This is a genomic window from Candidatus Chromulinivorax destructor, from assembly GCF_003366055.1.
Taxonomy (GTDB): domain Bacteria; phylum Babelota; class Babeliae; order Babelales; family Chromulinivoraceae; genus Chromulinivorax; species Chromulinivorax destructor.
On the sequence record NZ_CP025544.1, the window covers coordinates 1,058,690 to 1,074,687 of the forward strand.

Here is a 15,998-nt window from a genome sequence, read left to right on the forward strand (position 1 = left end):
AATTTGTAAAAACAAAAAAGTCACCTAAAAAATTAAAGGATATAGTATGAAAAATAAATTTATGATGTGTATGATGCTTGGGGTCATGAGTTCTTTGCATGCAAGTGAACAAGAGTGCGGATCACCACGTGTAAGAGACGTCAAAAAAAACGTTCAGAATTTAGATTGGCAAGACAAGCTTAATACGCTTGATAATGAGTTAAAAGTATCTGACTTATCATTACAAGAAATTTTAGCTTTACGATCAATGAAAGCAAAATGCGAAAGAGTTTTGAATTTAATTAAAAATAAATAATTATATTTATTTTTAATAGTGAAAAACGCTAGGTTATTAAGCCCTGGATGAAAGTCCGGGGTTGTTAATTTTATAATAAGAATAAAGAAAGAAATACTATGAAAACAAATTTAATAGCATTCATAATGATTGCGCTTGCAGGCTCTTTGCAGGCAAGTGAAGATAAGCAAAGTATGCAATTTATTCCTTTTGCTATGAAATCTAATTTAACTAAGCAATTGCATGCTTATAATAAAGAAATTCGTAATGATGGGTATCAAATGACAGCTTTATGTCGTAATGGCCGTATATCAGAAGATCAGGTGTTTCAAGTAGTAGAACAATCGCGCTTGAGCCCACATTTTGGTGTTGCTGCACAATTTAGCAAGGGTATCAGCGATAATTGTCGTATGAGTTCTCCTTGCTATATAGATTTGCAAAATAAATATAATGCGCAAGGTACAAGTGACGAAGAAAAAAAGCGATGCAAGCGGATCATGCATGCTATATTAAATAAATAGTTGTATTAAATTTTAAAAAATAGATATTTCGTTATGTTTGTAGCGGAGTATCTATTTTTTGTCGTATGGCATGTATGTTATTTTTTCATCTATTGATTCTCATATGCTCAAAGTGCTACGTTGTATTTGTTGTTTAATTACATATATAAAATATTGTAATCGCTCACATACTTTTATTTTTTCGTGTTTTTTGTCAGATAGTTTTAAGAGCATGTGCTTTGTCGTCCATGCTCATTATATTTTTTAGTTTTTTTAAGGAATTTTCATGATGAATAAAATATTTTTAATCATAGTTAGTCTTATAGGTTTTAATTCTGTTCATTGTAGTCAGATTACTGACGATGATAAAATGCACATGCTTAACACAGGGTTAATTGCTATAAATCCAAAAACTCATTGCTTTACTCTTGCTCGTGGAGTTGATAAAGCTATTGTCCAAGCAATTTGTAATGGCGCAGATGATACATTTGTTTTATTATTAGTTGATCAATCCAGAGAAACAAGTAAATCAATAAAATTTAATGCTTATATGGCAGCAAAAATTAAATCAACATATCAATTGTATGACCCAACAATTGTAAAAATAAAAGATGATTTAAAGTACGCAACTACCAATGACGATCGATCTGAATTAAATCAAAAACTCCAAGCTCGTTTGAATTCTTATAAAATATATTATTAAAAAAACGACTTTTGGGCATTTTTACTTGTAGCGTTATCATTTTTTACGATGAAAAGCTATTTTAAAAATAGCAAAAATCATAATGTATGGTATGCAATAAAAACTTATAGTAAGTATGAAATTGCTGTATGTATAGTAAAAAGCAATGCATCGAAACGTGCATTGCTTTTTACTATTTGTGTAAGGATCAATTTGGAAAAGTAGTGTATTCTTAGATTCTTATAAGAATATTGAATTTTTTTTGTATCAAACTCTTTATTTCTGATCTATATTCATACGTGTAGATATATTCTACTTTTAACATTTTTGAATTTAAAAAAAGTATAGAAAAGATAAGGATCTCATGATAGATAAAAAAATTTATGTTCTTGATACCAACGTTTTGGTTGAAGATCCCGAAGCGATTTTTCGTTTTAAAGATGCCATTTTAGGTATACCTGTTACCGTTCTTGAAGAGCTGGATAAAATTAAAGTTGAAAATAGTAGTCGTGGAACCAATGCTCGATTAATTACTCGTCATCTTGATCAACTTCGATCAAAAGGGAATCTTTCTGATGGTGTTGAACTAGATAACGGCTCATTTATTCAAGTTTTATTTGAAACTGAATGCCGTCAAAAATCTGTTTTTGGTGTTAATGTTGCAGATAATAAAATATTATTAAATGCTGCTTATCTTAAAGAGCAGGGTCGTGATGTCGTCTTTGTTACCAAAGATATTAACGCTCGTGTAAAAGCTGATGTGCTTGGTATTGAAGCGCAAGATTATTTACAAGGGTTAGTTCTTGTTGATAATTACTACAAAGGCTGGAGAGAGCATGCAATTTCGAGTAATGAATTACGACAAACTCAGCCAACAATTTTAAAAGATTTGGCGGATGCAGAAACATTGTTTATTAATGAATTTGTTGTGTTATCGAGTTTGAATAATCCTCATAATCAACGAGTTTTTAGATATCTTGGACAAGGTAAATTTAAGAACGTTGAATCAGCATTAGTCAACTGGCCAATCACTGCTCGTAACGTGCATCAGATTATGGCGCTTGATTTATTATTTGATCAAGACATTAAAATGATTTCATTAACTGGGCCAGCTGGAACAGGAAAAACTTTCTTGGCCGTGCTTGCAGGGTTACATCAGGTTTTAGAAACTGAAGATTATTTAAAAATGATGATAGCTCGTTCGGTTGTGCCATTGGGCCATGATATAGGCTTTTTACCAGGTGATGTACAAGAAAAATTACACGGTTGGATGCAACCGATTTATGATAACGTTGATTTAATTACGCACATGATTGCAGATCGTCGTAAAAATGAATCATCGTACCACCATGAAAAAGGATACGATCGTAATTGGAACGAAGAAGATCATCACTTTAATAAAAAACGTTTTGTTAAGGGTCGTCATGGCGGCAAAGGTTATTACAAAGATGTTCCAGAAAAAGAGTTCCGTTCTCTTGATGAATTAATTCAAAAGCGAAAAATGAGCTTAGAAGCAATTACCTACATGCGTGGTCGTTCGATACCTAATCAGTTTATTTTGATTGATGAGGTGCAGAATTTAACAGCTCACGAGGTGAAAACATTATTAAGTCGTGTTGGTGAAGGCAGTAAAATTATTTTAGCTGGTGATCCGTATCAAATTGACGTACCATACTTAGATTTTTCAACCAACGGATTGGTTATTGCAACCGACAGATTCCGTGGGCAGTCCTTATTTGGTAGTGTGTTTATGCCAAAATCAGAACGTAGCGAATTAAGTCGATTAGTACAAGAGCTACTCTAAATTTAAATATTTCAAAATGAAAAAGGCGATTAGTACATAATCGCCTTTTTCATTTTGAAATATTTAAAGATGTTTTCTAATTTTGAGCTGATCTGATAATTTCACGTATTTCATCTGTTATTGCTACATTTAGAGCAACTTGTCCATGAGTGTTTTGTAAATTAATGTTTGCATCTGCATCGACTAAATATTGCACTATTTCTGTAAAACCTGATTGAGCAGCTATTAATAAAGGTGTAGCTTTATCATCAGTTGTTTGAAGGTTAACATCTGCTTGAGCTTTGATTAAAAGTTTTACCATTTCTTTATCGCCTTTATGAGCTGCTATGAATAAAGGCGTAGCGCCAGAATATCTTCTGTAATCTAAATATAAATATGACGGAAGCCAGCCGTTCTTGCTTGTTGCAAGATTAACATCTGAACCCGCTGTAATTAAAAGTTCTGCAATTTTTGTATTGCCTTGAAAAACTGCCATTATTAATGGACTGATTCCTGTATAAGTTGTTTGAATATTAGGTTTTGCGCCTGCTGTGAGTAAAATTTTTACAATTTCTATATTATTATTTTGAGCTGCGATTAATAATGGAGTCGCTCCAACATAATTATTTGCATCGTATGCATGTATATGATCAAATGAATACATAGATTGTTCTTCGGGGATACGATCGATGGTTTTAATATCAACGTTTACAGCTGCTTGAAGTAAAAGATTTATAATTTCTGTATGATTTTTTTTAGATGCAATATGTAATGGACTTTCTCCATATGTTATTTGGTTGCCCCATTCAAATAACCATTCTTTTACCATATTATTTAACTGTTCATCTCTGTTTTTTCGCTGCATAATATACGTAAATAATGGAATTTCTATTGCTCCAACAGGGCTTGTGGCATAATTTATATAATTAGCTAATGGCTTATTATCATAAAGAGCTTGCTTGATTGTTGATATAAATGATTCTTTCATCTGTTCAGTTATCAGATCTTGAGCTTTTTCAATTACTTCATCAAACGTAGCATCGTCTGATTCAGTAATATTTTGGTTTAATACATTAAAAAATGAATGAAGTTCAAGTAAACCTTGTGACTCTAAAAATGCAAGATCTTGTTTTAAATCTCTATAATTATGAGATTCCATTGCAAGATCAATAATATCTTGTCGATTTTGCGCTGGTGTTACAATTTGTTCTGAACCATCTATCTTTATTGTTAGCTGTAAAGACATCATAAGTAATATTATTAATTTTTTTCCATACTGATCCTTTTTTATATTTATATTTGTATTAATCTTAGCAAAATTAATTTATACATAGCAAGTGATGTAGGCTTGATTTGCATTCAGGTGTGATAAGATAAAGAAAGTTATAAATCATCGTAATAAAAAGATGAAATGTAAAATCAGTTCACATTCAAAATATAGATATCTGTATCATATAGTATGGATTTCAAAATACAGAACTATGATTGTTATTGTAATGAAATCTGGTACGATGTGTTTTGGTATAAATTTAATAAATTTTTTTTGTAAATCGATTGTTTGTATGAATAAAATGACAATGTTTTTGGTAGCTACATTATTTCCATCGTTTTCATATAGTAGCTTTCCTACCGTTACAGAACTTTGCAACGCTGGAGCAGAGTTGTTTTGTTGTCGTTTAAGTAAACCTGGTTCAGAAATATTACCATCCCTGGCCCCAGGTAGTTTTTCATCATATGAAAAAGTAGTTGAAACGAAAAATGTAACAATTAATTTGCATGATTATACTCAGCTGCAAAAAGATGCTGCTTTAGCTCGTTACCAAAAAGTTGTTGACTGTGGATTATATACTCAAGCTGATGTGCATAATGGCAAAGTAAAGGCATCTTTAATTTCTAAAGAAACAATAGCGATAGCTATAGCCTACAAGCAAGATCAAGTTCGTTTAAATTCTCTTGCATAAATAAAAAATTTGAGCAAAAAATTATAAAATAAACTACTTGTTTTAAAAATATTAAAAGGCTTGTATGAAACATTTCATGCAAGCCTTTTTGTTATGAATTTAAATTGCTATTACTCACATTGAAAACATTGGTGCAAAGTTATTTTTATAAATGGTCTTACCTTTTTACAATGTATGCTTTACTTGGTATTTTTATTACAGATATTTCTATGTCTATAAAAATTTTAAACTGAAAATAAAAAAGGTTATGCCTGTGAAAAAAAATTATATAAAATTACTCATAATTTTATTAATCTTTGGAAGTAAACAATCGATTGCCAATTGGAAAAAAACAGCAATAGATTCTACCACTTTAGCAAAAGCTGTTTTAGCTGGATATTATGTACATAATAAACATAATAATCCTATGGTTAATCAATCTTTTAGTCCTGCTGTAAATGTACAATCGTTAAGTTACAATCCTGTATATTCACAATTAAGAACAAGTGCTCATTTAAAAAATAAAAAAGATCAATGTGGAGTAGCTGGTCTTTATACAGCTACAAAAGAAATATTAGAAGAATTTGCTATTCAAGATCAGTATGAATCTCAAGATGTTTTAATTGAAGGTTTATTGTGGTCGGAATTAATTTCTGATGAGCAACGAATTGTATATTTAAAAAAAGCTTTAAAGCTTAGTGTCGATGAAAATTTTAATTATGAATTAGCTGTACGTTGTTTGTCTAAGATATCTCATGAAGAATGGGATTCTTTTTTAAAAAAATTACATGAATTTGCTTACCAAGATAGATCAAAAATTATTACTATGAATAATTTTTATCAGGCTACCATCTTTAATGGATTTAATTTTAGGAATCAAGTTGAAATGTATCAGTTGCTAGGTGTAAATAATCAGCAACTTATTGATATGATTCTTAAAATTCATGAATGGCTTATAACTCTCCGTGACGTAATTGATACACATATTTTTAATTCAAATAAAAAATTAGAATATGCTTGGCATGAATCTTCTCATGCATTTGAAGCTGTTTGTGCAAATAAAAATTTAATTCTAAGTCAAGTTTCAATTAAAGGAAGTGGACTTATAGGAGGCGCTTGTTTCTTTAATACTCAATTTGAGCAAAGAAGAAGTACTTCATTACAAGATGAATTTTATGACCATGCCGAAAGATTAGATTTTATGAAAAGAAGAATTAGAATTTTTTTAGCAGGTGGTATTGGGCAGATGATTCTAGAGAATAAAAAATTAAGTTATGCAGAGTTTCAAGAAAGATATGAATGCAATATAAGTAGCGATATGCGTGGCGTTAGTAAAGAATTGATGCATTACTTACTATGTAAAGACTTTATTATGATTCCTGAGTGTTCTAAAAGTAAGTTAAAGTCTCGTGTCATAAAAATTCCGGGAGAGCGGCTAGAATATATTGAAAAATTAGTTGAAGAGTGTTATGAAGAAGCATATCTAAATTTATATGCAAACAAAGATATTGTAGATAAAATAGCGCAAGAAGTTTTAAAGCATGGTGTAATTTCTGGAGATATAGTTTATCAGTTAGCTGGTAAAGAAAGGGCAAAGTATGATTTTGAAATGTCTTCAACTGAAATAGTTACGAGATCTTTATTAGATTGGTTATCATGGACATGTCATTGTATGGCTTTTTATGATCAGTATGATACACAGATCTAATAAAACTAGCTTTGGTTGAGTTATGAGAAACATAACAAACTTTTTACAAAGCCATTCAAAATAATGTTAAAGTTATGTTGAAAACTTAACAAAATCTAGGCTGTGTCAGCAAAATTTAAAAATAAGATACAAGCCTTTCATATCGCTTCGCTTATCTGCGCAAACAGAGGTAGCTGCGGCCACTGGATGCTTTTTATGTAAAGAAAGAGTTCGCCCCACCGGCCAGCAAATTCCCTGAGTTTTTCTACAAAACCTAGGTTGAGTGAACCAAATTTTTACTATAGAGTTTTGCCCTGCGTTTTCTATGAAAACTTCGGGGGCCGGCAGGCCGGTGGGCCTGATGCACTCTTTTTAAATCTTAGCCAGGTTTAATTTCTCAAAGTTTGCTTCGTTTTTTGCATAGATTGACGTAGTTTTTCATTAAAAAAGCGTAACGTGGCCGCCGCCACCACTGCTTCCGGAGATGAGCGAAGCGATATCGTAGGATTGTACACAAGTTTTAAATTTGGTTCACACAGCCTAGGGTCAAACGCTTTCTATAAAATTTGTTTCAGATAACGTACATTTTTTTAATGATGCAATAAAATTTCTTATGAGAAATAAATCATACTATTGTTTATTGTAAAAAGCTTTACCTTTTTACAAATTGTTTTTAATTTGGTATTTTTATACTATATATTTTATTGAAATGTTTTTTTGTAATAAGGATATAATGAAAAATTTAAAAATGTTTTTTATGCGTCATGTTGGGTTAATTTTAACAATGATGGCTGGCTATACAGGAATGAATGCATCTTCTGCAAACGAATTTGAAAAATGTCTTAAAGCAAAAGCTGATTTTTTGAGTATGTGTAGCACAGGAGTTATTGATCAACAATTTGTTTCTCATTATTCAACAAAAAAAAATAATGTTTATAAAATAGCATTTCAAACTTGCATGCAGGTTAAATATGGAAAAGATTATTTGAGCAATGCTTCTTATCAAGAAGATTTAAAGCGAGAACAATTATTTCAGCAAGAATTATCAGTTGACCTTGATAATATAAAAAAATCTGCATCTCAAGTTCGATGTGATCAACTTCGTAAAGATTTTGTAACAAGTTTAGCATCAGTGCAAAGTGAAGAAAATAAAGCAGCAGTTATCAAAGCGTTTGATAAACAATTGGCTGAGTGTAACGTCTAATATTTTTTATAAAAAAGCGGAGCTGAGATAGTACTATCTCAGCTCCGCTTTTTTATTATCTACAATCTATAATTTTATCCCTCAGGAGTAATTCGTGTTGATTTTGATCGTTGTCTACTTGCTGCAACAATAGTATACCGATCGGATATTGATGATTGACTTGGTTTTAAAGAATTTTCTGCAAAATTTACCGTTTCTCTTCTTTTTGACGAAGCAGAACTTTTGCTACTTGAGCTTGATGTTGATGAAGATGTTCTGCTGCTCGCTCGTGATGAAGGTGTTTTTTTATACTCTATAAGCTGAGATACATCGATGGTGCGTTCAGGAGTTTTAAGTATTGAATTTTCAGGTGTTTGTGTTGATAATGGCGCAGGAGCAATTTTAGGAGAGCCTTTAAACATGTTTGTTATGCCAGCCATAATAGCTTGGTAACATGAAGCTTTTTTTACGGGTTGATTTTTAAAAGCTCGTTCCCATTGATAATAATCAAGTTTAATTTCTCGTTTCTCTGCATTAATATCACGTGTATCTTTGTTTTTTTCGTGAGATTGGTTTTTTGCTATTGATTGTTCTAGTTCATTAAAATATTCTACAACATAATCAAAAGCAGCTTTTCCCTGCATGTCTTCAGCTTTTTGGTCAACATAATTGTCTAAGAGCATGCTGGTAATTTCAAAATCATGTGCTACACATGCAATATGCAAAGGAGTTTGCCATGAATTATTCGTTGCATTAACATCTGCACCATGTTCAAGTAAGAATCGTATAGTTCTTATCATTTCTTGGTATTTTATTTGGTGGTGTCTTTGCTTATCTTTATTGTTACCTGGTTTGTAAAAAAGAATTCTATTTTTGTGATATGCAGCAATTTCTACTGCTATATGTAATGGACGTGATTCTGTTTCTTTATCAAATATATAGTTTACAAGCCTTGTAAAGTTTGCATCATTTTCAGAGCCACGTAATGCAAATGATTTATTAAAAATTGCTTCAAGGTATGGTGCATTACCTGCATATAAAGCTATTTCAAAATTATGTGCAAGTTGATCTTGTTCAGCTTGATATAAATAATTATTAATTTCATACAGATTAGCGTTAATAAATTTTGAAAAATTTTGTAAATGAGAACTTAATTTTTTGTAAGGATAGTTTGCCGTAAAATATCCACTCATGAGTAGATCTGGATATCCACTTATGAGTGCAAGGGACAAGCAAGCTATAATTATTTTATTTTTTTTAATCATGGGGTAACTCCATTTCGATACATATTCTATTTGAAAACATTCTATCAAATTTAAAACATTCAAATCAATGGATTGCCAGAGTTTTTTTACTGCGTATTGTTTTTTTTGATGGGAGTTGTGCATATAGATACGACAGCTCATGTTTTAATACGATATCATGTATGTATCATGCGGTAGCTGTTTAATATCAGATATCTAAGAGTCCGGGAGTATGTCTGATAGACTCTTTTCTAAACTAAAAAAGCGTAAAGAGATTATTGCCACATGTGTTTACTAAGATGAGCGCGGCGATATCGCAGCCCTTGATCTTAATTTTTGAGCGTGGTTTATGCACTGAGAGAATACAGATGCAATAGAAAATTTTATTCTAGCTATGAATGGTCGATGAAGCAGGGCAAGCAACATCGATTGTATTTGCAGCAGAGTTGTTATTTTTAGACGTCTTTGGCGTAACTACGACTGATTTTTTTAAAATTTCTTTAAATTGATCAAACGTTAAATTTTTTGCCGCAGATTTAAAAATAACAACACAATCTTTATTAAGTTCAAATAATTTATTTTCATAGAAAATAGCTCTACCCCATCGACGCAAAAGATTGCGCTCTGGAGCATTACCAACTTTTCGTGAAGTAATAAGAAGTACTCGACCAAAAGAAAGGATACAAGGAGCTGATAATATTACCAGCTCCTTGCTTTTATATGCTGCTTGAGTCGTTTGAAACAAAAGATCTATTTCTTTTCGTTTAAACTTAGAAATCTGTTTTGCAACATCTTTCATTGTGATATTAAGCGCGAACAGCTAAGCGTTTTCTGCCTTTAGCACGACGACGGTTAATAATTGTTCTACCACTAAGAGTAGACATTCTTTTGCGGAACCCGTGTTTACGGTTTCTTTTTACGCGGCTTTTTTTAAAAAAGGTGACTGACATGAAGTACCTACTATATTAGAAAATTTACAAATTAATCTAAATCTAAGTCTAAAGATTTTCCTCTTTTTTGCAACAGAAAGCTTTAATCTTTTTTACAATAATTATTTAATCATCTGATTAAAAAGGCTTTAATTGAGCTGTTTTGACCTTTTAATGCTGCTGTGTCTATGAATTAATGAAGTTGACAATAGAAAGCAATGTGGTGCAAAAACTGCTGCAGAAGTTGCATATCAGAGTTTTTTAGCAAGAGCGCTTGTGTTTATTATGAAAGATTGGGTGAGCTATTTTTCATAATAAATTTTATGATTGCAGGTAAACAAAAACGGTAGACCTTACAAAAAGATCTACCGCCAAAAAAAGGAGCAGAGTTAGAAAGAGATGAGTTATTGCAAACTTATATCTTGTAATAATTCTAACATACGTAAAATTTAACGCAAACGGGTAGGGGTGTTTTGCTTGTAGCCGTGAAAAAGGCCTTGATGCTTTATGTGTATCAAGGCCTTTTATAATTGCTGTTTATTTTGTCAGATGATAAATAATATGGTTTAAAGCTTTTTCTCTCACGCACGCACGCTTGATAGATTCAAGAGCTATAGGAGCTTCTTGGCCTTCAAATTGAGTAGAAGGTGGATCAAAGTATAAGAACTCTTTTGTTCGTGTGCGTTGCATCAAATTAAAGTATGCTTTAATATCATCATGACTTGCAGTCAGATTTTCCGTGTATGCTATGTAATCGGTAACAACAACTTCATACAGCTGCTTTTTAGCCAAGGTTGTAATGTGGTCGTCAAAATCAGATTTCATTTTATACAAAGTATAATCTGGTTTTTGTTGCAGTTCATAAATGATGACTTCTTTTTGAGCTTGTACCGATGATGGTGGTACTAAAATATTATTCCGTTTAATAATCGTGTTTAAAGCAGCGTCTGCAGTTAAACGACTCTGAGAGACATCAGAACTAAAGGAAAAAATCTCAATAAGTTTGTTGTGAACGTCTTTTTTACTTTTTAACCTAAAGTGATGCTTGAGGTATTCAGTCGAAAAGTATTTGAATGGTAATCGATCTTTAATCTGAATTGCATACGTGTAGGGTGCATCAAATGAATTGCAGAAATATTGACGTAAGCTTGTGTTGTCAGTGATGATAATTTCATTAATTCTTTTGTTTAAAAAAAGTTCATGGAACGTAAGATCTGGTTCTTCATCACCAATTTTAAGCCACAGTTCAGATTTTTTATTTTGAAATAAGGCTTTTTTGTCGATATCAATAATCCATGCATCAAAACATACCCAGTCACCAATTTGGACCGTATCTTCAGCTTGATAGATCAACTGTTGTTGCTCTTCTTCTTCTAAGAAAGATTTTACTTGGTTGTCGATATCACGATATTTTTTTCGTTGTGTAGCTTTAAATGGAAGCGTTTTCCATCGTTGAATGTAGATCTCTTTTGGTAAAAGACCTTCAAACGTGTACACAGCGTCTTTATCAAGATCCATACTGATTTCAGTAAGACGTAATTGACCAACGACTAAAAGTTTGTTTTTGTGAATGTATTCAAGAAGGGTATCAATGACAAAATGCTTAAGAAAAATCTCTTGCATATGATTGATAATTGTTTTTTTGTAATGAACTTGGATGTAATCTAAAGGAACTGCGCCTTTTTTGAATCCGTGGGAATCAGAATCCAACTGTTGGATTTGGGCAGCATGTTTGAAAAAACTTTGAACAACTGACTGAGGAATGATGACACGACATTTGCATATACCAGGTGTGTTGCAATCAATCTCGAATTGAACTCCTTTGTGCTTCACGCGCTCTCTCCTTCGCATTTTTTTGGTGCACGAGGAGGGACTCGAACCCCCACTCCGATAAAAGAGCCGGAACCTAAATCCGGTGCGTCTACCAATTTCGCCACTCGTGCACTAGCTTGTATGTCAATTTCAATGATTATATCTTATCACAGATATAAATAAAGAAAAGAAATATTTTAAAAAGTTTTTAAATCTTTCTTTTTCTTTTCACCAAGCATATCAATTTGAGCAATAAATTTGTCAGTAAATTCTTGTAAACTTTTTGTTAATCGTTTAGAAAAATCTTCTGAAATATTTTTTTTCTTTTCGTTGTCTTTGATAACGTTCCCAAAATCTTTACGAACGTTACGAACTGCAACTTTAGCATCTTCAGCTTTTTTGCTTACTAATTTAGCAAGTTCTTCACGTCGAGTTCCACTCATTGGTGGTAATTCAAGACGAATTACGGTTCCATTTGTTTGTGGATTAATATTCAACTGTGATGCAAGAATTGCTTTTTCAATATGAGCAACAACTGATTTGTCCCATGGTTGAATGCTAATTAAGTTCGACTCAGGGATGCTGATTGAAGCAAGTTCACGCAAAGGCATCATGTTGCCATAACAGTCAACTCGTAAATCTTCTACCATTGATGCAGAAGCTTTTCCTGTGTTAACACTGCTTAAGTCTTTTTCAAAGTGCTTAATAGCTTTATCCATCTCAGTTGCAACTGAAAGATCAAAAGGCTTTATATTATTTTCTTCTATAGTTGAGATCATTATCGGTTCCTTAAGGTTTAGTTACCAACTTCAAAACGAGCAAAACGTTTGATTTTGATATTTTCGCCTGTTTTAGCGATAAGTTCTTTTAATAGTTCTTCAATTGTTTTTGTTTCATCTTTAACAAAAGATTGTTTTAGTAAACAAACTTCACTGAAGATTTTTTTCATTTTGCCTTCAACGATTTTATCGATCATTGCAGCAGGTTTGCCTTCGTTTTTTAACAATTCGCGAGCAATTTCTTCTTCTTTTGCAAGGAAAGCAGCATCAACGTTTTCATTGTCTAAGTACAATGGTTTCATTGCAGCAATATGCATAGCGATATCTTGAGCAAAAGCTTTTGTTGCAGATGTACGAGCTACGAAGTCTGTTTCGCAATTTAATTCAACTAATACACCTGTTTGATCACCTGGGTGAATGTATGAAACAACAATACCTTGTGTTGTTGCGTTGCCTGCACGTTTACCAGCGATTGAAGTACCTTTTTTACGAAGTTCTTCGATTGCTTTTTCGATGTTGCCATCAGTTGCTTCAAGTGCGTTTTTGCAATCAAGCATGCCAAGACCAGTGATTTGACGAAGTTCTTGAATTGCGCTTAATGATACTTTAGCCATTAGTATGGGCTCCCCATGAATAATATTCGTTTAATTTTCATCGCGATAATCTGAATCTATTGTAATAAAATTCATTACCATTAGTATGCCATACTCTGTAAAAATTAGAAAGTATGACGCTATTTTTGGTAGTATACAATTTTAAAAGAATGAGATAGTAACTATTCTACGGAAAAAATAAAAAATGCATAGAGGTAAAGCAGGTGATTGTGGTTTTACATAAAAATAAAGGCTGACGAGAGCCAGCCTTTATTGAAGATTTCAGAGCTGCTTGCTTATTGAAATAGATTCCAGCTCTTAGCTTTTGCTCTTTGTTGTTCTAGTAATGCGCGGCTAGAATTTTGAAAGTCAGAAGCATTTTCTTTTATTGTCGTAGATTGATTGCTTAGATCAGATAACTTTTTCCCCCTGTTTTCAAGAGATTTGCCTAAAGTCGATTCTTGAGGTTGAGCGATGGAAGAATTGCTGTCACGAGCATCAGCCAAGTTAAAGCTTCCAGATTGAGTTGCTACGGGCTCGACGCTTGAAGAACGACTAAATACCCAATCGTAACAACTTGAAATCCAATTAGTGAAAGATTCAAGACTCCAATTTTTTAACCAAGATTCAGCGGTTTTAGTAAATTGAGCTTTATCTGCTTCTGTTGTTTTTGTACCAAGAGCTTGCTCAATATCTTGAGCTGCTGTATCTACAATTGATTCTGTTTGAGCAGCTTTTTTTTCAGGGTCAATTTCGCGAGATGTACTTTCAGCATCGGCTTGTAATTTTTCTGCAGTAACTTTTGCTTCAGGTCTTTCAGCTGAGGTAAACCAGCTTGATAGATTCCATGAAGATGATGTAGGAGAGCTATTTTTTTTAGATGATTTTTTTAGGCTATCAGCACTTAAATTATCAGCTGACGATTTTACATTTTTTGCTTGATCATTCATACGATTTTCTGCTGCTTTATTTTGTTTTGCAATTCTATCTTGTTCAGCTTTTCTTTGTGCATTATCGTTCTCAGTTTTTTTATTTTCTTTTGCTGGGTCGACTGTTTTTTTAGTTGCTTTTGCAGCTTCTCCTTCTCCAAAGCCCCATGCTTGTAAATTCTTCTGGCAGCCTACAGCAAGTAAACTGCATGCAAGTACTATGTGTAGTTTTTTCATACGTATTTCCTTTTTATTATAATTGAAATTCTTATTGTTATCGTACACGTTTCAAGCTTTTATTTGCAATGGATTACAAGCTATTATGCTGTTTGAAAAAGCTTTGTGTGGTATGTCATGGAGGTTAAAAACAGAAAACAAATAATTTTTATGTGCAATAAAATAAAAAATAATGATATAGTATTGGTTCTTTGAGAAAAAATAAAAAATAAATGCTTAAAAACCCTCTACAAATCACACTATGAAACTTGATCAACAGACACTTGTATACGAAAAAATTAAAGCGGGTTGTACTCGCTTTGTTGGAAAAACTATTCTTCATACAGCGCCTCATCATGATGATATTTTGCTTGGGTACCATACGTATGCTATGCAGCTGTTATCAGGTAATACAAATCATATACTGTATGCAACGAGCGGATACAATGGTGTGCGGGATGAATATGTTGCAAAAATGATTCGCGGGCTTGACGAGTCGATTATTGCAACAGCTATGAATATGTCATATGAGCAACTATTGCATCGATTTGCACAAGCGTATACTGCTTATGCAAGTAAAGAAATGCTGCTGTTGACACAATACATGATTATACAATTTGTAGCAGATATTTTTGGATGTAGAACGAATGAGGCGATTGCAGATCGATTGAATTTGTTGACGGTCTATTTTTCTTCAAAGAGTCAGGGTTTGCATGAGATAGAATTAGTTCAAGAGCTTAAAGGGCGAATTCGAGAATCAGAAGCAGATCGTAAGTGGATGATATCCAAAGGCGGCATTGAAAATATTAATCATTTTCGTGCTTTGTTTTACCAAGCATCTGAGCAAACATTTCAACAAGCTTTGCAAGCTGACGTAGACCGACTGAGTATGTATCTTGAAGCGGTAAAACCAGATATTATTACGATTGCACTTGATCCACAGGGTATTGGGCCAAAAAACCATTTTACGACCCTGCAGTTGATCACCAGAGCTTTGCAGCAATCACAACTTAAAAATGTAGAGATTCTTGGGTATCGTAATATTTGGAGTAATTTTGAATTACAAGAGGCTTCGCTTATTATTCCGGTGACACAGAAAAACATTGATGAGATGAAATCGATATTTATAAACTGTTTTGCAACTCAAAAATCAACAATATTTATGGGAACTGATATTGATGGTAATTTTGCAGACCAGGCAGAGCAGCTACAAAAAATTCAGCTGCAGCAGGTACAGCATGCTTTGCCAACACAAGATTATCACGATGTGATCAGGAAAGAGCACGTTGGTGCAATTTTTATGAAAAAATTAAAAGTTGATGAATTAAGTGACATAGTTAATTCATGGTAACAATTTGTATTGCATAGATTTTTTAATTTGTAAAAAGAGAGTCTTGCAATGAGACTCTCTTTTTACAAGTAATGTCTGTAAATTATTATCTGCTTA

General features: G+C 32.6%; 16 protein-coding genes and 1 tRNA gene. 8 read left to right on the forward strand and 9 right to left on the reverse strand.

The window, feature by feature from the left end; translation table 11 throughout:
- The first annotated feature begins 46 nt into the window (after positions 1–46).
- The 4 genes from C0J27_RS05060 to C0J27_RS05075 all read left to right on the forward strand — a co-directional run bounded on the left by C0J27_RS05060 (position 47) and on the right by C0J27_RS05075 (position 3,260).
- A complete protein-coding gene (locus tag C0J27_RS05060; protein WP_115586087.1) occupies positions 47–295 on the forward strand; it encodes a hypothetical protein in 249 nt (82 codons plus the stop codon).
- A gap of 98 nt (positions 296–393) precedes the next feature.
- The gene (locus C0J27_RS05065; RefSeq protein ID WP_115586088.1) at positions 394–795 is read left to right on the forward strand and encodes a hypothetical protein; all 402 of its coding nucleotides are present in this window, start codon (positions 394–396) and stop codon (positions 793–795) included.
- A 265-nt stretch (positions 796–1,060) separates the two neighbouring features.
- A complete protein-coding gene (locus C0J27_RS05070) occupies positions 1,061–1,477 on the forward strand; it encodes a hypothetical protein (protein WP_115586089.1) in 417 nt (138 codons plus the stop codon).
- 343 nt (positions 1,478–1,820) lie between these two features.
- Entirely contained in the window at positions 1,821–3,260 is a 1,440-nt protein-coding gene (locus C0J27_RS05075; RefSeq protein WP_115586090.1) for a PhoH family protein, read from the forward strand.
- Positions 3,261–3,336: 76 nt separating this feature from the next.
- Here C0J27_RS05075 and C0J27_RS05080 read toward each other — a convergent pair whose 3' ends face one another.
- A complete protein-coding gene (locus C0J27_RS05080; RefSeq protein ID WP_115586091.1) occupies positions 3,337–4,488 on the reverse strand; it encodes an ankyrin repeat domain-containing protein in 1,152 nt (383 codons plus the stop codon).
- A gap of 313 nt (positions 4,489–4,801) precedes the next feature.
- On the opposite strand from C0J27_RS05080, the gene C0J27_RS05085 reads away from it, so the two are divergent.
- The 3 genes from C0J27_RS05085 (at position 4,802) to C0J27_RS05095 (ending at position 8,070) form a co-directional block, all read left to right on the forward strand.
- Entirely contained in the window at positions 4,802–5,200 is a 399-nt protein-coding gene (locus tag C0J27_RS05085; RefSeq protein ID WP_162801823.1) for a hypothetical protein, read from the forward strand.
- A gap of 253 nt (positions 5,201–5,453) precedes the next feature.
- Positions 5,454–6,887 carry a hypothetical protein gene (locus tag C0J27_RS05090; RefSeq protein WP_115586093.1) on the forward strand — a complete coding sequence of 478 codons (1,434 nt, stop codon included), beginning with the start codon at positions 5,454–5,456 and terminating at the stop codon, positions 6,885–6,887.
- Between the two features lie 712 nt (positions 6,888–7,599).
- Positions 7,600–8,070: a hypothetical protein gene (locus tag C0J27_RS05095; RefSeq protein ID WP_115586094.1), complete on the forward strand. Its 471-nt coding sequence runs from the start codon at positions 7,600–7,602 to the stop codon at positions 8,068–8,070.
- Between the two features lie 74 nt (positions 8,071–8,144).
- Here C0J27_RS05095 and C0J27_RS05100 read toward each other — a convergent pair whose 3' ends face one another.
- The 8 genes from C0J27_RS05100 to C0J27_RS05135 form a co-directional block, all read right to left on the reverse strand.
- Positions 8,145–9,314, reverse strand: a complete 1,170-nt coding sequence (locus C0J27_RS05100; protein WP_162801824.1) for an ankyrin repeat domain-containing protein — start codon at positions 9,312–9,314, stop codon at positions 8,145–8,147.
- Between the two features lie 367 nt (positions 9,315–9,681).
- Positions 9,682–10,092, reverse strand: coding sequence for a ribonuclease P protein component (gene rnpA / locus C0J27_RS05105; protein ID WP_115586096.1), 411 nt, complete (start codon positions 10,090–10,092; stop codon positions 9,682–9,684).
- Positions 10,093–10,099: 7 nt separating this feature from the next.
- Positions 10,100–10,243: a 50S ribosomal protein L34 gene (rpmH, locus tag C0J27_RS05110; protein WP_115586097.1), complete on the reverse strand. Its 144-nt coding sequence runs from the start codon at positions 10,241–10,243 to the stop codon at positions 10,100–10,102.
- 516 nt (positions 10,244–10,759) lie between these two features.
- Positions 10,760–12,055, reverse strand: coding sequence for a trigger factor (locus tag C0J27_RS05115; protein WP_162801825.1), 1,296 nt, complete (start codon positions 12,053–12,055; stop codon positions 10,760–10,762).
- Positions 12,056–12,078: 23 nt separating this feature from the next.
- Positions 12,079–12,165: transfer RNA gene (locus tag C0J27_RS05120), tRNA-Leu, on the reverse strand.
- A 66-nt stretch (positions 12,166–12,231) separates the two neighbouring features.
- Entirely contained in the window at positions 12,232–12,813 is a 582-nt protein-coding gene (gene frr / locus C0J27_RS05125; protein WP_115586099.1) for a ribosome recycling factor, read from the reverse strand.
- 17 nt (positions 12,814–12,830) lie between these two features.
- Positions 12,831–13,427, reverse strand: a complete 597-nt coding sequence (gene tsf, locus C0J27_RS05130; RefSeq protein ID WP_115586100.1) for a translation elongation factor Ts — start codon at positions 13,425–13,427, stop codon at positions 12,831–12,833.
- 275 nt (positions 13,428–13,702) lie between these two features.
- Positions 13,703–14,572 carry a hypothetical protein gene (locus C0J27_RS05135; RefSeq protein ID WP_115586101.1) on the reverse strand — a complete coding sequence of 290 codons (870 nt, stop codon included), beginning with the start codon at positions 14,570–14,572 and terminating at the stop codon, positions 13,703–13,705.
- A gap of 241 nt (positions 14,573–14,813) precedes the next feature.
- Between C0J27_RS05135 and C0J27_RS05140 the strand changes: the two genes are divergently transcribed.
- Positions 14,814–15,902 carry a PIG-L family deacetylase gene (locus C0J27_RS05140; RefSeq protein WP_115586102.1) on the forward strand — a complete coding sequence of 363 codons (1,089 nt, stop codon included), beginning with the start codon at positions 14,814–14,816 and terminating at the stop codon, positions 15,900–15,902.
- Positions 15,903–15,998: the final 96 nt, after the last annotated feature.